The sequence below is a fragment of the Pseudomonas sp. NFR09 genome, assembly GCF_900111535.1.
In the GTDB taxonomy this organism is placed as follows: Bacteria; Pseudomonadota; Gammaproteobacteria; order Pseudomonadales; family Pseudomonadaceae; genus Aquipseudomonas; species Aquipseudomonas extremorientalis.
On sequence record NZ_FOIH01000001.1, the window covers coordinates 338,030 to 361,167 of the forward strand.

14 protein-coding genes are annotated in these 23,138 nt (G+C 60.6%); 11 read left to right on the top strand and 3 right to left on the bottom strand.

Annotation, left to right across the window (positions count from 1 at the left end):
- Positions 1-8: 8 nt before the first annotated feature.
- Both BMX59_RS01600 and metR read left to right on the top strand, forming a co-directional pair.
- Positions 9-5,576, top strand: coding sequence for a dermonecrotic toxin domain-containing protein (locus tag BMX59_RS01600; RefSeq protein WP_256572923.1), 5,568 nt, complete (start codon positions 9-11; stop codon positions 5,574-5,576).
- A gap of 82 nt (positions 5,577-5,658) precedes the next feature.
- Complete coding sequence (metR, locus tag BMX59_RS01605) at positions 5,659-6,576, top strand: transcriptional regulator MetR (RefSeq protein WP_071488687.1); 918 nt, start codon at positions 5,659-5,661, stop codon at positions 6,574-6,576.
- A gap of 11 nt (positions 6,577-6,587) precedes the next feature.
- On the opposite strand, the gene BMX59_RS01610 is transcribed toward metR, so the two are convergent.
- Positions 6,588-7,010, bottom strand: a complete 423-nt coding sequence (locus tag BMX59_RS01610; protein ID WP_071488686.1) for an NUDIX hydrolase — start codon at positions 7,008-7,010, stop codon at positions 6,588-6,590.
- A 141-nt stretch (positions 7,011-7,151) separates the two neighbouring features.
- Between BMX59_RS01610 and BMX59_RS01615 the strand changes: the two genes are divergently transcribed.
- Entirely contained in the window at positions 7,152-11,345 is a 4,194-nt protein-coding gene (locus tag BMX59_RS01615; RefSeq protein WP_139212838.1) for a DUF6543 domain-containing protein, read from the top strand.
- Between the two features lie 26 nt (positions 11,346-11,371).
- Here BMX59_RS01615 and BMX59_RS01620 read toward each other — a convergent pair whose 3' ends face one another.
- Positions 11,372-12,673, bottom strand: a complete 1,302-nt coding sequence (locus BMX59_RS01620; protein ID WP_092241029.1) for a response regulator c-di-GMP phosphodiesterase, NosR family — start codon at positions 12,671-12,673, stop codon at positions 11,372-11,374.
- A 219-nt stretch (positions 12,674-12,892) separates the two neighbouring features.
- Between BMX59_RS01620 and BMX59_RS01625 the strand changes: the two genes are divergently transcribed.
- The 4 genes from BMX59_RS01625 to BMX59_RS01640 are packed head-to-tail and all read left to right on the top strand — an operon-like array spanning position 12,893 to position 18,942.
- On the top strand, positions 12,893-14,767 hold the full coding sequence (locus tag BMX59_RS01625; protein WP_093119483.1) for a putative bifunctional diguanylate cyclase/phosphodiesterase: 1,875 nt from the start codon (positions 12,893-12,895) through the stop codon (positions 14,765-14,767).
- 58 nt (positions 14,768-14,825) lie between these two features.
- Positions 14,826-15,755: a cytochrome-c peroxidase gene (locus BMX59_RS01630; RefSeq protein ID WP_371914361.1), complete on the top strand. Its 930-nt coding sequence runs from the start codon at positions 14,826-14,828 to the stop codon at positions 15,753-15,755.
- Positions 15,752-17,566, top strand: coding sequence for a DAHL domain-containing protein (locus BMX59_RS01635; protein WP_093119487.1), 1,815 nt, complete (start codon positions 15,752-15,754; stop codon positions 17,564-17,566). The genes BMX59_RS01630 and BMX59_RS01635 overlap by 4 nt, the downstream gene beginning before the upstream one ends.
- Positions 17,563-18,942: an ATP-binding protein gene (locus BMX59_RS01640; RefSeq protein ID WP_093119490.1), complete on the top strand. Its 1,380-nt coding sequence runs from the start codon at positions 17,563-17,565 to the stop codon at positions 18,940-18,942. Before BMX59_RS01635 ends, BMX59_RS01640 begins: the two co-directional genes overlap by 4 nt.
- A 21-nt stretch (positions 18,943-18,963) precedes the next feature.
- On the opposite strand, the gene BMX59_RS01645 is transcribed toward BMX59_RS01640, so the two are convergent.
- Positions 18,964-19,236, bottom strand: a complete 273-nt coding sequence (locus BMX59_RS01645; protein WP_071488679.1) for a type B 50S ribosomal protein L31 — start codon at positions 19,234-19,236, stop codon at positions 18,964-18,966.
- A gap of 158 nt (positions 19,237-19,394) precedes the next feature.
- Between BMX59_RS01645 and BMX59_RS01650 the strand changes: the two genes are divergently transcribed.
- The 4 genes from BMX59_RS01650 (at position 19,395) to BMX59_RS01665 (ending at position 23,100) form a co-directional block, all read left to right on the top strand.
- Positions 19,395-19,775, top strand: coding sequence for a fibronectin type III-like domain-contianing protein (locus tag BMX59_RS01650; protein WP_256572924.1), 381 nt, complete (start codon positions 19,395-19,397; stop codon positions 19,773-19,775).
- Between the two features lie 82 nt (positions 19,776-19,857).
- Positions 19,858-21,477, top strand: a complete 1,620-nt coding sequence (locus BMX59_RS01655; protein ID WP_093119495.1) for an FMN-binding glutamate synthase family protein — start codon at positions 19,858-19,860, stop codon at positions 21,475-21,477.
- A gap of 67 nt (positions 21,478-21,544) precedes the next feature.
- Positions 21,545-21,841: a cupin domain-containing protein gene (locus BMX59_RS01660; protein WP_092241017.1), complete on the top strand. Its 297-nt coding sequence runs from the start codon at positions 21,545-21,547 to the stop codon at positions 21,839-21,841.
- Positions 21,842-21,972: 131 nt separating this feature from the next.
- Positions 21,973-23,100, top strand: a complete 1,128-nt coding sequence (locus BMX59_RS01665) for an OpgC family protein (RefSeq protein WP_093119499.1) — start codon at positions 21,973-21,975, stop codon at positions 23,098-23,100.
- Positions 23,101-23,138 lie beyond the last annotated feature (38 nt).

A 23,138-nucleotide genomic window follows, 5' to 3' on the forward strand; every position in this document is an offset into this window, starting at 1 on the left:
CCCTGTACATGCCCCCTGATCCGCACTATGGCGCACAAGTTTTCGGCCTTTCCCGCCCGCTGAAGCCCGAGGTCACCGATGAAGTTCTGTTGTTGGACGCGATCCAACGCTGGCAGGAATGTCACCGCGACATGCAGGCCTTGATAGCGGGAACACCCTCGGTTCGCAGCACTATCAGTCAGATGATCCACGATCATTGGCAACTCAACGCGGAACTGACCGGCATAGAATTCATGGCCACGGCACTGCGCGGCACCTGCCGCATTTCCTTGATCGAAGCCTGCCTGTACATGCAACAGCGTCCAGCCATGGACACGACACAGGTGCCCAAGGGCAGCGTGGTCGGCCTGCCGGAAAACCATGTGCTTTCGGGTTATACGCTGTCCATGCTGCTGGATGAGCTCAAGGGGATGGATCTGGAGCAAGCGCTCAAGGACGCATGGACCGGCTACTTCTGGCACACCCGGGCGCCCCTCCAGCCCCAGTCCTGTCGCGCCCGTGCGGCAGAGTTGTACCACATTCATTTCGAAGCCTCGGCCGAGGCCCAGCTTGCCCAAGGCACCCTCAGTGACGAGGCGGTCAAACTGATACGTGCCGTCATCGATCCACCCCAGGCAGGCCAGCAAGAACAAAAAGTCTGCGCTGAACAAATGTTCCTCACGGGCACCACGGCCGATACACGGGTGCTGCCCGGTGCCTGGGTCTTGACCCCGGATACCGATCAGCCGGTACAACAACTGTTGTACTTGCCAGCCCATCAACCGGCCTGGCGAACCTTCAGCAAACGCACGGACATGGAGCGCTGGTTGCTTGAACAGCAAAGGTTGCTGTTCTCTACCCCACAGGATGATCCTTTCGCGCAGATCGAATACCAGGTCAAGCAGCGGCCGCTGGAGACCGGCATCACGCTGTGGCTCGGCCAGTTGGCCGATGCGCAGTACCGCGCAACCATCCATGCCCTGCCCGCACTTGACATTGAGGATGCCTACCAGGCGCGCCAGAAGGTCGAAGCATTCGACCAGCAGCGACGGGAGCAGTCACCGTTTGCCACGGCGCCCCTGCCGCCCACCTCGCGCGTGAAAGGCACAGGCACGCTTGCGCAGTTTGGCCATCTGCACCCTGGCCTCGGCCTCAGCGAGCGTCAGAGCGCAGTGCAACATCAACGCGACGCGCTTGACGCCCTGCTGACCCACGATACGACCACCGCCAGCAGGGAGGCACGCCTGCGACCATTAAAGCAATTGATGGGTGAGCTGCGTGCGCAGCAACAGACCTGCGAGCGAGCGGCGCGGCAACTGCTGCAACGGCGCCCGCTGGATATCACCAGCCTGAACACTCAATTCACCGCATTGTACCAGGCCAGGCTTGCGGGGCTGCGGCTGGAGGCAGGCATTCAACGGACGCTGAACCAGATCAGCACCGACGAGTTCAAGTTGATCGAGATTGCCCTGGCTGCCCCGCTGTCCGAAGACCGCAGCCTGGCCGTTTCCGTCTGTTCGATGACGCTGGCAGTGACCGAAAAAAACAACGCCACGAGCAGGATCACCACGAGCGAGCTCAAAGGTCCTTTGGTGATTACCGCATCGCCCAACCTTGAGGTGCCACCGACGAACAACGCCATCCATCTGGTCTACTGGCCGGGTCGCGACGGCGCCCTGCAACGCTTTGCTTCACGCGCTGCGCTGCAGGAAAGCCTGTTCCAGATCAGCGCCGAAGACACTGAGCTGGCTTTGCACCTCACCGAATTGACCGGCAATGCCTTTGAACACAGCCTCAGCCAGCAACAGCTCGATTGCGACGAGCAGATGGCCGAAACCCGCTCAAGGGGGTCGGCCGCTGCGTTGGAAGAACTGCGCGAAACCTTACTCCCAAGCCTGCTGCTGCCAGAGCACAGCGCCCGCGCGGCCGCCCTGCTGGAGATCGAAGAGCAAGACAACAGCAGCCGGATCGCGGAAAAACTGCCGGTCTGGCTGAATGGGCAAACCGCTGAGCAGCGCGAACAGTTCAAAAACCAGCTCAAGCGCTACATCCGAGCACTTGAGCGGGCCGAGGTCCTGAGCGATCAGTCACTGATGCCGCGCGATGAATTCGTGCGCCAACACCTGGATGCGCGCTTGCGCAAAGATTTTTCTCTGACCCAGGCTTTTACCGTGAAGCTGGACCTGCCGGTTTCGGTCAGATCAGAACAAAGGCCAGTACCGGGTGGCAGCGGTGTCGGCGGCACGCCAGTGAGGGTGCACTACACACCCAGCCAAGCGCGCAGCACGTTATCGCTGGATGAATTGGCGTTGAGCAATGTCGACGACGCAACCGACCTGCGCCTGCGATTCTTGAGCGTGGACGTGACGGCAGAGGACGCCGCCGAACAGGCAATCCTCAAGGCCGGCATTACCCGCGAATACCTGATCCGGACAGTGCGCGAGCTGAACCTGGCCGGCGCTTATGAGACAAGAATCTACCAGGCGTTCAAAGGAACCCCGGCAGAATCCATGTTCCAGGTGGATTACCGCCGGGAATGCCTGAGTGCGCCCCTGCGCCTGATGCTGGCGCTGCAAGGCGAAATGGCATTGCGTCAACACCATATCAGCGCCGACGAACACCACCTGTTGGACATCGCCATTCACGCCAACACCCGGGAAGGCTGGGAAACGGGCGACAAGCGCATCGTCTTGTTGCCGGCGATCCTGACCGTCGGTGACGCGGACACCACCACTGAAAGCCCAGTGACTCTGTCGGGCATTACGTTCATTCACGAACGAACCAGTGGCGTGACGTTGCTCTACCTGCCGGACGCGCCGGATGAACGCTACCTGCGGCGTTTCGACAGCCTTGAACAGGCGCGCCAGCGATTATTCGACCTGTGCAGCCTCGATACGATGATCAACTACGTGGCAGGACGCGCAATCACCGGCCCCCTCGACGGGCACATCAGCCGCATCGACCAAGCGGTTGTCAAACGCTATGACGCAATCATCGGCGTGGGTTCCGCCTGGCCCGCCACCACCTCGCTGACCGAGCACCTGCTCGACGCCCACATGGGCCGCTTGATCGAAGCCAACAGAACCGACGCACGCTCCAACGAAGACCTGGCCAGGGAGCGTTATGCATTGAGGAGCGGCCACCTGTTCAATGGCATCAGGATTGCCTTGAGCTTTGTCCCCTATATCGGCACTGCCATTTCGCTGGTCGATGGCGTCACCAGCCTGTACAGCGCCGTCGACGCCTTCAGGCACGGCGAGGTTCACCACGGCATCGAACAACTGGTCTCGGCATTCGACAGCCTGGTGTATGCCGGCATGGATGCCTTGGTGTTCGCCGCTCCGCCCGCGGGCAAAGCGGCCACCGCGCGCACGTTGACCCGCCAGCATCAACTCAGGCACCCCACGCGCCAAAGCTTCTGGCGTAACGTGAAATCTCGCCAGGCCATGCCTTCTCAAAAGCGTTTCGCCGGTTACGAACACCCTCGCCCCCTGTCGGTCGGCAGTTTGCAAGCGGTGCACGCCGGTCCTTATCGGAATACGCTGCGCCATCGGTCCGGCGATCACTTCATCATCAACGAAGGCCGTTACTTCAAAGTAAAATTCGACCCCACCACCCACGAAATGCGGCTGATCACCCCAGGCAAGTCCTACATGCCAGCCATTGCACTTGATGAGGCCATGCAGTGGGATACCTACGCTGCGGTACATGGCGGCCACCTCACCGGCTATGGCGGCGGCAGTCGGCACAGGCAGCGCGCACGCCGAGGCAGCGATATGCCCGCTGCCGTAGAGCGGCAACTGCCGGCCCCCGTGTCACGGGTAAATGCACAACGCGACGCCCAGCTCGCGGAATATGACCAGTTGTGCAGGACGTTTGACGCTCAATTGGGCGTGACCATGGAGAAACTGGTCAGTTTCCAGCAAGAACATCTTATCTCGCGCAGGCCCCAGGACCGCGTCCGCAGGTACCGCGAGACAAAAGAACTGGATGCCCTGCTGGCCAGCGAAATCGCGGATTGCATTCGTCAACATGAAATGGCCGAAACCCTCGCGCAGCTTCCCGGTGAAACCCTGCGCCAACAGATCAAGCAAAACCAAGTGAGGGTGGCTCACATTATCTCGGAGCGATTGGTTCATCGTGCCAAGCACGCCCAAGCCATCGGCTTGGACTTGCTTGAGGAGATCACAGAAATCAAGGCGCGACTGGCCTCGACGCCACTCTGGAGCGCAGCACACGTTGCGTTGCTGGATGAGCTCAAGCGCGTGCGTCTGCAGTTTGTCAACGAGTGGGATCTGATAGGCACCTCGACCAAATCGTTGCGTACCTGGTACAAACGCGTGACCGAACCCGTCCGACGCAACCTGCTAAAAGAGGATGTGTTGCCACTGCTGGAGAAACACAGCGAGAACACCCTGTTGACCACTCGAATGGGACAACTGCTGGAGACCGTGGGAAGCCGCCCGAAACCCACCGACGTTACGTGGGTACTCCAGGAAAAACTGCTGCACGATCTGAGGATAAAACTGGATATCAGTCTGGCCTCTCAGCTGCAACTGCCCGACGCCAACATCAGTAAGGTCCAGCGCAATCAATTCCTGGAAAACCTGATCAAGGTCTACGAACAGGCTCATCGCGATTTGATCTCCTGGAACGTGCTCTCGCCTGACCATTTCGATCCGACCTGCCTCCAGCCATTGCTCGACGGCCTGACCCAATTGACCCACCAAGCCAGGCGCAGCCTGCGCAAATCCCACACACCGGCGCCTACCGGACGTAGAACGGTGTTTGAAACCGAAGACGGGCAGTTGCGCCTTGGGGTACAGGAATCCCCCAGGCAGTTTCTCGTCAGTAACGAAAAAGGCGTGACGGTCGAGGTATGGGAGCAAATGTCGGACAGCCACCGCTATCGCTTGAACATCGAAAAAAGTCGGCCCGTGGATGTGCCACCGGCCTTACCCACCGACACCAAGATGCTGGTGGATGAAGCCCGCAAGCGCCTGGATGCCGTCGATGCGTTGGAAAACACTGTCAACAGCTACAAAACCATGGAGCCAGTCAACCTTGAGCACATGTTGGTCAGTGAAGCCCATGCTCTCGAATCCCGCGCCCGCATCGTGCAAAACCATGAGGCCGGTAACCCGCTGGTCGAGCAACTGCTCACCCGCGCCGACCGACTCAAGCGCGCGGGTGAAACCCTGCGCATCCAGCGCACCGTGGAAAGCCAGAAGCCCACGGAGGGCTACCTGGACTACCTGATGAGCAAAGGCCGGCTGGAGGTGCGCAAACTCGGAACACGCAAGAAACTCAGGGATAAACGCCCGGACGGACAGCCAGACTACTTGCAGGAATATGCCCTTCACGACACGACCACGCCGCAGGCGCCTGTGCTCTGGTACGCGCACTTTCACTACGTGGCGGAGCATTCGGCATTCGACAGTTTTGCCAAGGCGCATATCAAGCTCAGGGCCCAACAGTACCTGGGCATGAAATGGCAAACGGCTCAACGAGAGGGTGGCGCCACTTTCGCAGACACAAACATCTGGCGCGGCAACATCGACCTGCCAATCGCCAATCAGTATTTTCTGAGAGTCTGACCGACAGGCATCACCTGCGGGCCAACATGAATTGTCTTCAATGATTTATCATTAAAGACAAATTCTTCTCATGGAGGCGACCGTGCTGGAAATCCGTCATTTGAAAACCCTGCACGCCCTGCGCGAAGCTGACAGCCTGGTGGAAGCGGCCGAGCGCCTGCACCTCACGCAATCAGCGCTGTCCCACCAGTTCAAGGAACTGGAAGAACGCCTGGGCATGCCGCTGTTCGTGCGCAAGACCAAGCCGCTGCGTTTCACCAGCGCAGGGCTGCGCCTGCTGCAACTGGCCGACGCCACCCTGCCGCTGCTGCGCGGCGCCGAGCGGGATATTGCGCGCTTGGCCGGCGGCACCGCCGGACGCCTGCACATGGCGATCGAGTGCCACAGTTGCTTCCAGTGGCTGATGCCGACCATCGACCAGTTCCGCGATGCCTGGCCGGAAGTCGAGCTGGACCTGGCCTCGGGTTTCGCCTTCGCCCCGCTGCCGGCCCTGGCCCGTGGCGACCTCGACCTGGTGGTCACCTCCGATCCGCTCGAGTTGCCCGGCATCACCTACGTGCCGCTGTTCACCTATGAAGCCATGCTGGCCGTGGCCAATCAGCACCCGTTGGCGAACAAGGCGTACATCGTGCCGGAGGACCTGCTGACCGAAACCCTGATCACCTACCCGGTGGAGCGTGACCGCCTGGACATCTTCACCCGCTTCCTGGAACCGGCCGACGTGGAACCGGCCCAGGTGCGCACCTCGGAACTGACGGTGATGATGATGCAACTGGTGGCCAGCGGCCGTGGCGTATGCGGCATGCCCCACTGGGCGCTGCATGAATACAGCTCGCGTGGTTATGTGAAAGCCAAGCGCCTCGGCGAGAAAGGCTTGTTCGCGACGTTGTATGCGGGGATTCGCGCCGACATGCTGGATGCACCGTACATGCGCGACTTCCTGCTGACGGCCAAGGACACCTCGTTCTCCACCCTGGATGGGGTCAGCGCGGTTCGCTGACCGCCCTCCCATCAAGCGGACGTCGCGCAGCCGGCCAGCGATTCGCGGTAGAACGGCAGGATCAGGTCGCGGGTCAACGGCGCCAAGTGCAAGCCGCCGTCGCCCATGGGATCGATCCAGCGTATTTCTTCGATTTCAGCGGCAGGCGTCACCGGTACGTCGATCCGCACCTGGAACAGCTCGGCTTCCACGGTGAAACCCGGCTCGTTGGCGGCCGGCGCCGAGAAGTGCCCCAGGTACAAGGCCTGGCCTGGATCGATATGCAGGTTCAGCTCTTCGTGCAGCTCGCGGGCCAGGGCCTGGGCGGGTTGCTCACCGGCATCGATCTTGCCGCCCGGTTGCATGAAGGCCTGGGTGCCGCGCTTGCGGACCAGCAACGTGTGGCCATCACTGCCGATCAGGAGGGCGGCAGCAATGCGGATAATGGTGGACATGCAATAAACCTCAGGCGCAAAAGCGGCAAGGATCACATGGGCTTGCGTTGCAGGCAATCGCCCCCGGGCACGCGTTCACCCACACACATGCACCGCAACACGTGCAACCGCCAACCCTAGACTCCGAACTCTGATCCAGCCGTGCGCAAGCGCCTTCCATACGAGTTCACCATGTACCAGTCATCGCTTCCCCCCTCAGATGCCCCGGAACCACTCTTGCCGGTCAACGGGCCTGCCAACCTCTCGCAACCCGTGACCCTGCCGGTGGTACCCGCCGCCAACCAGACCGGCGACACCCAGCAAGTGCTGCTTATCCAGGCACTCGGCAGGTTCAATACCCAGACCGACGAACTGCTCCAGCAACAGCCGAATCTTGAAACGGTGTATCAGCAACAGTTGGCTGCCTTGTTTCCTGATTTGCAGCGGCCCATCAATCCCAACCACATTTTCTACAGCCGCTATCGCGAGGACGTACCGGGCCAGAAACAATGGCTGGGCAGCGAACCCCTGGGATCACTGCTGGCCAGGTTACGCGGCTCTGACGCGCAGGCTTATCTGACGCAAGAGAGCGGTGCCTTCTACCGGGAAAGCGGTACCGTGGACGAGGGCAAACGCCTGTCTGCGGCCAGCCCGACCGCCACACTGGCGGGCGTGCTGGAAATCGCCTTCACGGTCAAGCTCAATGAATTCTGGAGAGATCGGGAAGGCGACCAACCGACCCTCGAGGAGCGACTGGTCGACCTGCGCCGGCAGGTCCTGGCCCACCAATTGGCCCTGCGCACGCTGGACGGCACATTGTCGGCCGCGTCACGGACACTGGCGGACACGGTATTGAAATACCCCACCGCCGCGGCGCGCAAAAAGGTGTTTCCCACAGGCCCCAGACCTGCCGTGTACCGGCTGGCGCTGGACAATGGCAGCGAGTTCGCCGCCGCGTTCATCCTGAACGCCACCGGTGGCACACCGCCCGTTGGCAGCGTGCTGCTCTTCAGCCCTGGCGAAGGCTTCGAGGAATTTGAAAACCTGGCGCGGTTGAATGAAACCGTGGCGGCACGTCTGCGCGCCAGCGACCCCGCGGGCCAACGCCTGATTGCCAGCCTGCCGCTGGCCGCTCAAGCACACGCGAGTGACACGCCAATATTGGCGAGCGACCCGGCACGGATCGAGGCCGACGTGATCGCCGACCACGTCCGCTCCCTGCGGGTACGGCAGTACTTCAACACCCGGGCGGCTCTGCGCCAACAGACGTTGCCACTGGCCGGTGAGATCGCTCTGGTTGCCGACCTGGCGCCACACCTGGATGTATCCGCGGCCCTCGCGGCACGCAACCTGCGCCTGGTCGCGCCGCACGACCCCGTCTGGCTGAGCACGGCCAGCCCGGCGGACCAGCAGTTGTACCGACAGCTGGAAACAACCCTGGTCGACAACAATGAGGCGCTGCGCCCACTGCTTGAACAGATTTCGACCCTGCCAGCGTTCGCGGAGGATGAAACCCGCAAGGTGCTCAGCCGCCAGAAACCGGAATATGCCAATGTGGACCTGGACGTCCACAAGAGCCTGGTACGACTGCGTGTGAGCACGTCAATGCCGGTCAAGGTCACGGGTTATCGAGACGACGAATCCGAAACGGTCTACATCTGCGAAGACCCACAGCTCGATATTCCCCTGGTGTTGACGGAGCAGACACTGACCTTCGGCACCTGGAACGCCAAAGAAGTCGTGGACCTGCGCACCCTGGGAAGCTACGCCCGGCGCAACGTCGATGCGTGGTCGCCCCATGAATTGCACAGAACGATCACCGCCACTGCCGACCTTTTCGACACGCGAGGAGAAAAAGTCGGCAGGCTCGACAACGCAGACCTGCGCGCCCTTGCCCTACAGGCCGACATTGGCCAGCAGTACGCGGCGTACCTCAGGGCGGCGTTCGCGCCAGACGGTGAAGACCGCGCTTTCGCCAGCGCCTGGCAGCGCGCGAATGCGGCAAGGATGCGCAAGGACGCCTTGGAGAGCCGGCTCAATCCTGCTGTCAACGACCTGTTTATTTTCAAGACACCCGGCGGTGGACTGGACTGGGTGCAGGCGGTTGCGCAGCATCCCGACCCCACCATCCGGCCCAAGGTCGGCCAGTTCGATATCGAGGTCAATCTCCTGGTCATGGGAGGCGGGCTTGAAGGGGGCCAGGGAGGCCAGGTGATCAACGGCGTGCTGGTCATTCAGCGCAAGGGCACCAGGCCCGGCGGCGTGTGCGTGCTCTACACACCGGAGGCCCCCGATGATGCGCCCTTCAGGGAATTGGTGCTGGGCCTGGCGGAACTCGACACGCTCAAGGCCAAACCCGAATGGCGTGCCTATTTCAGCCAACGGATGGCCACGCACGATGTGCGCGAACTCTCCCGGGTGTTCAATGACACTCGCAGCGTGCACCGTTATGCCCTGACCCCCGTCACCGTCGAGCTGCATGCCTATTTGTATTCGGCACAACTGGGCTTTCAGCTTTCCCATGCCGATTACCGTTCGCGGACCAACGCGGAAATTGCCCTCGAATCGGCAGTCAACGGCTTTCTATTTTCCGTCGAAGTGGCTGACTTCCTCCTCGGACTGTCCCTGTTCAAGGCCCTGCGGCGCCTGGCCCATCGCTACATCGTCCGAGGGGTGCGCAACGCGCAGAAGTTGGGGCGCAGCATCCCGGGCCTGATCCGCAAAATCGGCGAAGACAAAAAAGCCTCCATCGTTCTCGCCAAACCCGCGATCCGCCCGCTGGACCCGGCCTGGGTCGATGTCGCAGAGTACCGACTGCCCCACTCGATCGACGCTCTTTTTGACGTCGAAGCGTTTGCCCAAACCCACCATTTTCGACTGTCGCGCGCGATGGGCGCGCCCAGTTTCATGGACAGTCGCAATCAGCAATTTGTCGCGATGATGGGCAACGACGGTCGCTATTACCTGTATGCGTCCCATGTGGAAGAAGGTGCGCGCTTTATCAAGCACCCGACGGGGAATAAGCCGGATTTCATGGTCGTGCCGGGCGATGCAAAAAGCTGGAAGCCACGCTTTGAGCGTACGACACGCGGGGGCGGGTCGGTGTTGGGCGTTCTCGGGGGGCGTACCGCCGAACAGCAAGTGCACGATGACCTGATCGCAGCGATGCGCATCTACTCCTCTGCTACCCATGGCGAAGCGATGCTCAAGGAGGTGACCGCGTCACAGAAACGTCGACTGCTGGACAACGCGCTGGAGCGCCTGGGTGTTGATGAGGCCGCTTTTCGCCGCATTGTCTGGGGGCAGCGGGGGATTCCCGCGCCGCGACTGCGCGAGACGTTATTGAACATTGAATTCGAAGCGAACCTTTATACACACCTGAACAAGACCACCTACTTCCTGTCCGGACAATTCACCCGTTCCAGCGAGGAGATGGAAAATCTGTTTATTAAAATCAAACGAATCGTTGGCCGGAACGACGACTTCTCAAAACACATCAGGGCATCGATCAGTATTATCGACCACGATACCGGCGCCACTTTCGTCGGTTATGCGTTCACCCAGAAACAGCTGAACAGCCTGACGAAGTTCGATAATAAGTTTCACTTGTCCACCTGGCGCCAGGAAACCCTCGATGCGTTTGTGAGAGAAAAAGGACGCATGAAGATCGTCCAGGACATCGCCACACAACACAACATCAGCTTTAACGAGGCCTTGAAGAAATGGCTCGAGGCCCCGGGTATCCAGGAAGCCTTGAAAACGTTCAGGAACGAACGGCGCCATGAGCTTTTTGTGAAGCTCGGCGTCGATTCATTTTCAGACGATTTCAAAAAAGCCGGCATTCCCTACATTGCCTTGTCCCACGGCGAAAGGACCGGAGCAGTCTCCAGTTTCAAGGCGGTGGACAGCGTGACGGTCGCGGAATTTGAAAGAACCATTCCCAAATTCTCAACGCCTTTGGAATTTCAACCCGCACACCCGCCACTTCCTCGCGGTGAAAGGCTGCCTCAAAGGCCACAATCCCCTGTGCCACCGAGCGCCGTCACCCCCTCGGGCGACGGGGCGGCCCACATCGTCAGGTTCGACGAGCTGATGGAAACCCAACTGTCTCTGCTGCCAGCCAACGCCAAAAGCAAAATCGACGAAATCGTTCAGGACATTCAAGGAGGACGGGTCAGCGGCAAGAAAATCGGCAGCTACAGCTACGTGGATCTGCCGCAACTGGACCCAGGCGCCGGGCGCGGTCGATGGCGAGTGGCGCTCGAGAAAACCGGGAAAGACGGTGAGAAAGACGTGTACGTACTCAGGGGCATCATCGACTATCACGGCAGCCGGCGTAAAACCTGGGGCCTGTAGGCAAGCCGGGCCCCGTACGGCGCGCACTAGGGGAGTTGCGCCTGCTCCTCGGGCGTCTTGATGAACACGCTGTACTTGGCACCCTCCATCGCTTCGAACGCAATCAACTTGTCGACCAGCGGCAGGTTCAACACCTTGCCGGCGTTCAACAACAACATGCCGTTGTCGGCATTGAGGTTGCGGGCCAGGACCATGCCGGCCTCCAGTTCTCGAGTGGTGAGGACTTTTACCGTGGGGTCGCCCAGGGTCACGTCGCTCAGGAACGTTGCGCAGGCCTGCACGAAATCTTCCACCAGGTCCGGATCGTAGAGGCGCCCGGCATATTTGCGGATAAACAGCAGGGCTTCATCGCTGTTCAAGTTGCGCTCGAGGATCAAGCCTTTCTGCAACTCGATGAAGTCCACCGCCAATTTCAACAGCCGTGAACCGGGAGGAATCGACTCGCCCTTGAGGTGGTCGGGAAAGCCCGTACCGTCCCAGCGCTCCTGATGATGGCGAATGATCCGCGCCGCGTCTTTCATCGGTTCAAGGGTCATCAACAGCGATTCACTCTGGGCCGGGTACTCGCGGTAGAGCGTGCGGTCGGTGCTGTGCAATTTGTCCGACGGCGACACCATCATGCTGTCGGTCCAGCTCAGCTTGCCGATGTTGTACAGCGCGGCGGCCATGGTCAGGTCGCGAGTGCTGGCTTCATCCATGGCCTGGGCGGCGCAGTACACGCGGATCAGTTCGATCAGCGCGCGGTTGGTCTGCTTATCCCTGGGCAGACGCAGGTTGGCCAACAGCGAAAACACTTCGGTGCCGGTCACGTAGCTGCGCTTGAGTTCTTCGTAGGCCAGGTCGAGCATGTCGGCGGTTTGCTGCAACTCGGCGGTGCGCGACGCGACGCGCTTTTCCAGGGTGGCATTGAGCGCCTTGAGCTGGTCGTTCTGCACCTGGGTCAGCCGTTCAAGCCGCTGATGTTCAAGCGCCTGCTGCAGGATCAGCTTGAGTTCATCGTCATTCCACGGCTTGCCGATATAACGGTGGATCTGCCCTTCGTTGATCGCCTTGATGATGGTCGGCACGTCAGCGTAGCCGGTCAGCAGGATACGGCTGGTGGCCGGGTACAGCCGGTGGACTTCGGCCAGTAACTGCGCGCCATCCATGCCGGGCATGCGCGCATCGCTCATGATCAGGTCGATGGGCTGTGCCGCCATGATCTCCAGAGCCTGGGCGCCGCTGCCGGCCAGCACTACATCGAAGGCTTGACTGCGCAACAGCCGGCGCAGGCTATTGAGAATCGACTCTTCATCATCGACCAGTAAAACAGTGGGTTTCTCATCCATGGTGACCGCGCCTTCAAATCAAACAAAATTGAGCTAAATTGAACCCTCGTGCCCGGCCAGCTTCCTTCGCCTGAGGCGCGGGGTTGATTTGACGCCAACTGGCCGTCGATATCAAGGGACCTCGACTATGCTGACAGAACAGGTTGGCGCCCCGCTCCGAGGCGAAATCAGGGAAGGAATCGTTATGCAGTCAAACCTTTTGTCGTCAAGGAGCAGGCCATGACTGCTGATTCCGCCAGGGCCAACCGGCGCATTCTGATCGTCGATGATACGGCCTCGATCCACCAGGACTTCCGCAAGATTCTCTGCGCCGATGCCAATGGCGAGCCTTCGTTGGAGAACCTTGAGGAAACGCTGTTCGGCACCGCCCCTAAAGTACGCCAGGCCTTCAAGCTGGACTCCGCCTACCAGGGTGAGGAAGCCCTGGAACTGGTCAACCGGGCCCTGGCCGCCAACGCGCCCTATGCCCTGGTGTTCATCGACATGCGCATGCCGCCGGGTTGGGATGGCCTGCAGACCATCGAACAGCTGTGGAACGTTGACCCCAACCTGCAGATCGCCCTGTGCACGGCTTATTCCGACTATTCCTTCGAAGCCATCGAGGCGCGACTGAAGTACAACGACCAGCTGCTGATCCTGAAAAAACCCTTCGATCATCTGGAGATCCGCCAGATGGCAAGCGCCCTGACCTGGAAATGGCAGCTTGCCCAGGACATAGCGCTAAAGGTGATCGGCCTGGAGCGCACTATCGAAGAACGTGTGCAGGAGCTGCTCAAAGTCTCGCACCTGCTGCAATACGACACCCTCACCGAATTGCCCAACAGCACGCTGCTGGGCGACCGGCTCACGCAGGCGATTGCGTTGGGCCACCGGCATGACACGCAACTGGCGGTGATGTTTATCGGGCTGGACCGCTTCAAGCGCGTCAACAATGCCTTGGGCTACCCGGTGGGCGATGAGGTACTGCAACAGGTCAGCCACAGCCTGGTGGCGAGCGTGCGTGCATCGGATTCGGTGTTTCGCTACGGCGCGGACGAATTTGTGGTTGTGCTCAGCGATATCGAGCATCCGCAGCAAACCCAGCATATCGCACAAAAAATCCTCACGGCCGTGAGTGCCACCCGACATGTCGCAGGGCACGACCTGAGCGTCACCGCCAGCCTGGGCATCGCGATCTACCCCGATGACAGCGGCAATGCCGTGGAACTGATCAAACACGCCGAGACCGCCATGCGCACCCGCAAGGAACAGGGCCCGGATGGCTTCAGCTTTTACACCGAAGACATGAACCGGCGCGCCCGACACCAGCAAAACCTGGAAAGCGCGATTCGCCAGGCGCTGGACCGCGAAGAGTTTGTGCTGCACTACCAGCCGAAGCTTGACCTGAAATCCGGCAAGATCGTCGGCGCCGAAGCGCTGATCCGCTGGTTCCAGCCACGCTCGGGCTGGGTCAACCCCGGCGATTTCATCCCCGTGGCCGAAGACAGCGGGCTGATCGTGCCCCTGACCCAATGGGTGCTGCGCCAGGCCTGCGAGCAAGTGCAGGCCTGGCGTGCGATGGGCCTGCCACCGCTGTGCATCTCGGTGAACATCTCGGCCATCGACTTCCGTCAACGCGACTTCGTCGACAACCTCGTCGCAATCTTGAAGCAGACCGATATGCAGCCACATCTGCTTGAACTGGAAATCACCGAAAGCGTGCTGATGCAGAATGTCGAAGAAACCGTCAAGACCCTGCACACCATCAAGGCCATGGGCGTGCGCCTGGCCCTGGACGACTTCGGCACCGGTTACTCCAGCCTCAGCTACCTGAGACGCTTCCCCATCGACGTGTTGAAGATCGACCAGTCCTTCGTGCGCGGCCTGAACGTAAATAACCAGGACGAGCAACTGATCAGCGCTATCATCGGCATGGGCAGGAGCCTGGAACTGACTATCATCGCCGAAGGGGTCGAAACCCTCGATCAGCTGAGTTTCCTGCAAGCCCAGCTGTGTGAAGAAGGCCAGGGCTTTTTATTCAGCAAGGCCGTGCCTGCCAAAGACTTCGCCCAGTTGCTGCAAGTGGGCTGCGCGACATTGATGCCCACCCCATAGCCCTACGCTTGCAAGGAGTGCTCGCTTGAGCGATGTCTCAACTTACCGTCTTGGCCTGATGTTCATGCTGGGCCTGGCGGCACCGCTGCTGGCCGCACCACTGGATGAAGCGCTCAAACCGCTGCCTGCGGTTCCGGCGCTGGACCCGGCCAGGGTCGAGCTGGGTCGCCAGCTGTTCAACGAACCGCGCCTGTCGGTCAACGGCACCCTCTCCTGCGCCAGTTGCCATCGACTGGCGTCCGGCGGTGCCGACGACAAGCCGTTTTCCCTTGGCTTCGACGGCAAGCCGGTCGCGATCAACACGCCGTCGGTATTCAACGCCAGCCTGAACTTCAAGCAGTTCTGGAATGGCCGGGTGGATACCCTGGAAGCCCAGGTCGAACAGGTGGTGATCAGCCCGGTGGAAATGGGCAGTGACTGGAAAACCGTGGTGCAGAACCTGTCCGCCATGCCTGCCTACCAGACCGCGTTCAGCCAGGCCTACCCCGACGGCGTCACCGCCGCCAATGTGCAAAACGCACTGGCCACCTATGAACGCACCCTGCTGACACCCAACTCGCGATTCGACCAGTACCTGCTGGGCAACACCGAGATCCTCACGACCCAGGAAAAGTACGGCTACCAACGCTTCAAGGACTACGGCTGCATTGCTTGCCACCAGGGGGTCAATATCGGCGGCAACATGTTCCAGAAATTCGGCGTGATGGGCGACTATTTCAAGGCACGGGGCAATCCGGTGGAGTCGGACCTTGGGCGCTACCTGCAGACCCAGGACGAAGAGGACCGCCATGTGTTCAAGGTGCCCAGCCTGCGCAATGTAGCCGTCACCGCCCCGTACTTTCACGACGCCTCGGCCAGGACCCTGGAAGAAGCGGTCGATGTGATGTTCAAGTATCAACTGGGGCGCAACCCGTCCCAGGAAGACAAGGACCTGATCATTCAATTCCTCAAGACCCTGACGGGCGAATGGGCGGGCAAACCACTATGACCCTGTCCAGACGCCGTACCAGCCAACTGCTGCTCGGCCTGATCACCGTGCTGCTGGCCTCGACACTGGTCTTTCTGTACTTCAAGTCAGGCCGTGACCAGACAGCCAGTTACACTCACTCGCGGGACCTGATCCGGCAACTCCAGCAACTCAATGCCCAATGGGACAGTGAGGTGCTCAAGGCCAGGATCTCTATTACCCATAACTACGACCCCCTGGTCGCGCCACTGCTGGAAATGACCCGACTGTGGACCGAGCTGAAAAGCCGCGGTTCCTACCACGAGGCCACCGACCTGCCCCGCTGGCAGGCCGATCAACAAGCCTATGAGGCGGCCATCCAGGAAAAGGCCCGGTTGGTGGACCAGTTCAAATCCCACAACGCGGTGCTGCGCAACTCGCTGGCCTTCCTCCCGACTGCCGAGGACGATATCCAGGCCCAATTCAACCGTGTGGACGATGAGGGCAAGGCGCAACTGCAAAGCGTGGCCACCGACACCTACGACCTGCTGCTCAGCAGCCTGGAGTTCGCCCAGGTCACCAGCGATGATCGAGCCGCCGACATTCTCGTCGGCCTGGGCAAGCTGGCCGTCAACAAAGAGTTGCTGCCTGTCGAGTTCCAGGCGCCGGTCGATATTCTCAGCAATCATATTTCGCTGATCCTGCGCGAACAGCCTTTGGTCAATAGCCTGCTCGAACGAATCGCGGCGGTGCCCGTGGCCGAACGCCTGGATGACCTGACCACCCATCTCAACCAGGACCAGCAGACGGCCGACCTGGTCGACCATCAATACCACCGTTACCTGCTGATTTTCTCGACCTTGCTGGTGGTGCTGTTGCTCTATCTGGCCGTGCGCCTGTTGCGCAGTTTCGCCGAGATCAACCGGGTCAACCGCGCCTTGCAGGCGGCCAATGAAACCCTGGAGCAACGCGTGGAGCGGCGTACGCGGCAGCTCAAGGATGCCCAGAGTGAACTGATGGACAGCGCCCGCCAGGCCGGCATGGCCGAGATCGCCACCAACGTGCTGCACAACGTCGGCAATGTGCTCAACAGCGTGAACATTTCCGCCGACCTGGTCAGCCGCAAATTGCGTAGCAGCAAGGCCCTGGGCCTGGGCAAAGCCATGCAGTTGATCAACGAACGCCAGGCTGACCTGGGCACGTTCCTTACCGAAGATGAAAAGGGCAAACTGTTGCCCGGCTACTTGAACCAGTTGGTGGAGGCCATCGCCGCCGAACAGCAGGGCATGACCGAGGAACTGGCGCAGTTGAGCAAAAGCGTCGACCACATCAAGGACATCGTCGCCACCCAACAATCCTACGCCGGTGCGTCCACGCTGCTGGAGCCGGTCAACATCAGTGCCTTGATGGAAGATGCCTTGCGCATGAATGCCGGTGCCCTGAGCCGTCACCACGTCACGGTGGTCAAGGAGTACGCACGGGTGCCGGAAATCCTCGGGGATAAGCACCGGCTGTTGCTGATCATGGTCAACCTGATCAGCAACGCCAAGTACGCCATGTCCAACCTCACCGACCGGCCACGACAAATGACCCTGGTTGTCCAGCCGGGTGCCGATGACACCTTGCAAATCAGCGTGAAAGACGAGGGCGAAGGCATTCCGCCCGAGAATATGACCCGGATCTTCACCCACGGCTTCACCACCCGCAAGGAAGGCCACGGCTTCGGCCTACACAGCTGCGCCCTGGCCGCCGTGGAAATGAACGGCCAGCTCAGCGCACACAGCGATGGGCCTGGCCTGGGTGCGGTGTTTACCTTGACGATTCCTCTCACTCTTGCCGGAAGCCCCCCATGAACCAGCCTCCCAACCGGCGCATTTTGTTGATCGATGACACGCCGTCGATCCATGACGACTTTCGCAAAATCCTGATGCCAGCCGTCGAATCCAACCAGGCGCTGGATGACATGGAGTCGGCCCTGTTCGGCGACACGGCCAAAGCCCAGGCCCAGGTGTTCGAGTTGCATTCGGCATACGGTGGAGAGGAAGGCCTGCAACTACTCGTCACGGCCATGGCAAACAAACAACCCTACGCCCTGGCCTTTGTCGACATGCGCATGCCCCAGGGCTGGGATGGCGCGAAAACCATCGAGGAACTCTGGAAAGTCGCGCCCGGCCTGCAGGTGGTGGTGTGCACCGCTTACTCGGACTATTCCTGGGAAGACCTGCTGGAGCGCCTGCACGCCCATGATCGCCTGCTGATCCTGAAAAAGCCTTTCGACAATATCGAAGTCCAGCAAATGGCCAACACCCTGGCCAACAAATGGGACATGGCCCGGCGTGCCTCCCTGCAAACCGCACACCTGGAACAGTTGGTGGAACAGCGCACCCAGGCGTTGCAACTGGAGATCAACGAGCGCAAGCACCTGGAAAGCCAATTGGTGCAGTCGGAAAAACTCGCGTCGCTGGGGCAACTGGCGGCGGGCGTGGCCCATGAGATCAACAACCCGGTGGGGTTTATCTCCTCCAACCTCAGCACCCTGGATGGCTATTTCAACCAGCTGCAACAGATGTTGGATGCCTACCGGACGGTCGAGCAAACCCTTGCGCCGGGAACACAGCGCGATCAACTCAAGGCGATGCGCGACGAGGTGGAACTGGACTTCCTCAAGGAAGACATTCCGATCCTGATCAGGGAATCCAAGGAAGGTATCAGCCGTGTGATACAGATTGTGAAGGACCTGAAGAACTTCTCCCGGGTGGACAACGACCAGACCTGGCAATTTGCCAACCTGCAACAGGGCATCGACTCCACGCTCAACATCGTCGCCAGCGAACTCAAGTACAAGGCCGATGTGGTCAAGCACTATGCCCCGCTACCGGAAATCGAGTGCCTGGCATCCCAGCTCAACCAGGTGGTGATGAACCTGGTGATCAATGCTGCGCAAGCCATGGGACCCGAGCGCGGCACCATCACCATCAGCAATGGCGTGGAAGGCGAGCATGTATGGCTGGAAGTGGCCGATAACGGCTGTGGGATTGCGCCTGAGACCGTGCAGAAAATCTTCGACCCGTTCTTCACCACCAAACCGGTGGGTGAAGGCACAGGGCTGGGCCTGTCGCTGTCCTATGGCATCGTCAAGAAACACCGGGGCGATATTTCCGTCAGCAGCGAACTGGGCAAAGGTACGAAATTTAGAGTGGTCTTGCCGATCCGGCAGACGGCGGCGTAGGACACGCCGCCATCATGTCGCTCAGGCCTCGGCTTTTTTCGGGCTAGAGCCAAACGACGCGAACCGCTTGTTGAACCCGGCAATGCGGCCTTCGGCCTGGGTCTTGCGCTGTTGGCCGGTGTAGATCGGGTGCGAGGCGCTGGACACATCCAACGGAATATACGGGTAAGTGTTGCCGTCACTGTGTTTATGGGTGCGGTCGCTGTCGGCGGTGGAGCCGATCAGGAAAAACACGTCGGCGGCGGTGTCGTGGAACAGCACGGTGCGGTAGTCGGGATGGATACCAGCTTTCATAAGGCCTCCGGGGCGTTTGAGTGCATTTGATGCGTTATACAGTAACACAATCCACACACCCAAACGAGAACAGATTGCAATAAGCATATACCTGTCAGAACTCACAGCAGACGTTGTTGGTTGCTAACCAGACACTCCAGGCAAGCGAGTTGCCTCAATTGAGCAGCACGCGCCTCGGCTCCAGCCAGCCCTTGACTGTAACGACCAGCGTCACCAATACCGGCCCACGCGCAGGCGACGAAATTGTTCAGCTTTACCTGCGGGACGCTGTCGCCAGCGTCACCCGCCCGGTACGCCAGTTACGCGGCTTTCGCAAAGTGCATTTAGCAGCCGGCCAAACCCGGGAAGTGGTTTTCACACTCGATGAAAATGACTTTGCCTTACTGGGTGCGGATTTGGCGCCAGTGGTGGAGGCCGGCACCTTTACTGTTTTTGTCGGGGGTGACTCAACCACCGACAACCAGGCCCACGTCGAAGTCACTGATAGCCGCAAGCTCTCTATATCGGGCCAGTCCGTCTCACCCAGCGTGCCAAATTGAATATTCCCACAGGTTGTCTAGGGTTTCCTTACAGGCGCAGAATGCCGTACCGACCAAAAAAGTCTGAACCCAAGGAAACCGTATGAGCCTGTCGTTGTTAAGCCGTTACGCCTTCTTTGCCGTGTGCGTCCTGTTCACCCTTGCCAGCTTGCCCTTTATCGAACACGAATGGCTGTGGCCCATCACGGTGGTCACCGGCGTGTTGAGCCTGATCGGTCTGTTCGACCTGCTGCAAAGCCCCCACGCCGTGCGCCGCAACTACCCGATCCTGGGCAATATCCGTTACCTGGTGGAAGCCATCCGCCCGGAGATCCGCCAGTACCTGCTCGAATCCGACAGCGATGCCCTGCCCTTCTCCCGCGCCCAGCGCTCGCTGGTCTACTCGCGGGCGAAGAACGAAACCGCCGACAAACCCTTCGGCACTCTGATCGACGTGTACCAGTCGGGCTTCGAATTCATCGGCCACTCCATGCGCCCGGCGCCGCTCAGCGAACCCAGCGCATTTCGCGTGATGGTCGGCGGCCCGCAGTGCACGCAGCCGTACTCGGCATCGGTGTTCAATATCTCGGCGATGAGCTTTGGCTCGCTGAGCGCCAACGCGATTCGTGCGCTGAACCAGGGCGCCAAGCTCGGCAACTTCGCCCACGACACCGGCGAAGGCAGCATCAGCCCTTACCACCGCGAAAACGGCGGCGACCTGACCTGGGAACTCGGCAGCGGTTACTTCGGTTGCCGCACCAGCGATGGCCGTTTCGACCCTGAGCGCTTCGCCGTGCAGGCGCAGAACCCGCAAGTGCGCATGATCGAAATCAAGATGAGCCAGGGCGCCAAACCCGGCCACGGCGGGATCCTGCCCAAGCACAAGGTCACCCAGGAAATCGCCGACACGCGTGGCATCCTGATGGGCGAAGACTGCATCTCGCCGTCGCGTCACAGCGCGTTCTCCACACCGATCGAATTGATGCAGTTCATCGCGCAACTGCGTGAACTGTCCGGCGGCAAACCGGTAGGCTTCAAGTTCTGCCTGGGCCACCCGTGGGAATTCATGGGCATCGCCAAGGCCATGCTCGAAACCGGCATCCTCCCGGACTTTATCGTGGTCGATGGCAAGGAAGGTGGCACCGGGGCCGCGCCGGTGGAGTTCACCGACCACATCGGCGTGCCACTGCGTGAAGGCCTGCTGTTCGTGCACAACACCCTGGTGGGCCTGAACCTGCGCGACAAGATCAAGCTCGGCGCCAGCGGCAAGATCGTCAGCGCGTTCGATATCGCCAGCGTACTGGCCATCGGTGCCGACTGGGCCAACTCGGCGCGCGGCTTCATGTTTGCCATTGGCTGCATTCAGTCCCAGTCGTGCCACACCAACAAATGCCCGACCGGCGTGGCGACTCAAGACCCGCTGCGCCAGCGCGCCCTGGTGGTACCGGACAAGGCCCAGCGCGTGTTCAACTTCCACCGCAACACCCTCAAGGCCCTGGCGGAAATGCTCGCGGCGGCGGGCCTGGAGCATCCGTCGCAACTGTCGGCCAAGCACCTGGTGCGACGCATGTCGGCGACCGAGATCAAATTGTTCTCGCAGTTGCATGTGTTCCTCAAGCCGGGCGAATTGTTGACCGGTGAGGTGAATGGCGAGTTCTATTCGCGGATGTGGCAGATGGCGCGGGCGGACAGCTTTGAACCCCACGAAGCCAGCGCCGCGTGATATCAAGATAACGACCCTCACCGCTGAACCGGACCACCGACGGCATCGTTGAAACAAGGAGATTCACATGCCGTTACTGGACTTTTCCGCCATGGCCGCGCAACTACCCGAGAGCTGGAAATCCAAGCGTCTGGGCCAGGTTGGCCCCGCGTGGATCAAGGTGTTGCGTATGGATGAGCAGGCGTACGAGGTAGAAACCCATGACTACAACGAAGGCCTGCTGGTGATCGATGGCCTGTTGCGCCTGAGCATCGGCGACGACGAAATCAGGGTAGGCGCCGGCCAGATGTACCTCGTGGAAGCCGGTATCGCCCACGCAGTGCTCGCCGGCAGCCATGGCACACTGGTCATCATTGATGTCTAGAGACATTCAGTAATATCCAACCTTTGCAATTGCTTACAAATACCGCCAACCTGCGCCCGCCCGACGTGCGCGTACGACAACGCCCACGCTCACCTGTCCTTGTTAAACCTGACATTCAAGAGCCCGTAGCCATGCCTGACGGACGCGACCCACGCATCGATTTTTTTCGGGGCCTGGCGTTGATCTTCATTTTCTGGGATCACGTCCCCCACAACCCTCTCGGCCAGATCACCTTGCGCAACGTCGGTTTCAGCGACGCGGCGGAGGTGTTCGTGTTCCTCGCCGGTTTTGCCGCCGTGCTCGCCTACGGCAAGATCCTGCAGCGCGACGGTTACTGGCTGGCCAGTTTGAAAATCCTGCGACGCACCTGGGTGCTGTATGTGGTGCATATCTTTTTGCTGGCGCTGCTGATGGGCATCGTGTTCTTCGCCAACAGCCATGTGGAAACCCGCGACCTGGTCGAGGAGATGGGCCTGACGCACTTCGTCACCCACCCCCAGCAGGCGCTGACCGACGAACTGCTGCTGCGCTTCAAGCCCAACCTGATGGACCCGCTGCCGCTGTATATCGTGCTGTTGGGCGGCCTGCCGCTGGTGCTGCCGATGATGATGCGCAGGGTCGAGGCCGTGGTGGCCGTGTCGCTGGCGATCTACTTGATGGCGCCCTGGATGGGCTGGAACCTGCGCGCGATTGCCGACGGCGTGTGGTACTTCAACCCGGTCACCTGGCAGTTGCTGTTCGTGCTTGGCGGCGCGGCGGCGGTGTACAGCCAGCGGCCGAAACCTGTGCAGGTACGCCCGTTGTCGCGCCAGCCGCTGTTTGTCGCATGTGCCCTGTATGTAGTGCTGGCGGCGGTGATCACCCTGTCGTGGCGCTGGCCGCACGTGCATGACGCCTGGATGCCGGCCTGGCTCAGTGATGGGCTGTACCCGATCAGCAAGACCGATTTGTCACCGGTGCGCCTCGTGCACTTCCTCGCCCTGGCCTACGTTACGGCGAAGCTGTTGCCCCACGCCGGTTGGACGCAGAACCGCGTTGCCACTGAGGTGTGCCGCATGGGCCGCTACTCCCTGGAAGTGTTTTGCCTTGGGGTCGTGCTGGCGCCCCTGGCAGACATGATCAACGCCTTGGCCCACGATGCCGTCGCCATGCAACTGGCGACCGCCGTGGCCGGTGCGCTGTTGATGGTCGGCCTGGCTATGTGGCTGGACATGCTCAAGCGCCTGGACTCGGCCCCCAAGCCCGCGCTACATAGGTAGCGCCCGGCAAAACCGGCAGGGTGATTCCATTTCCTTCC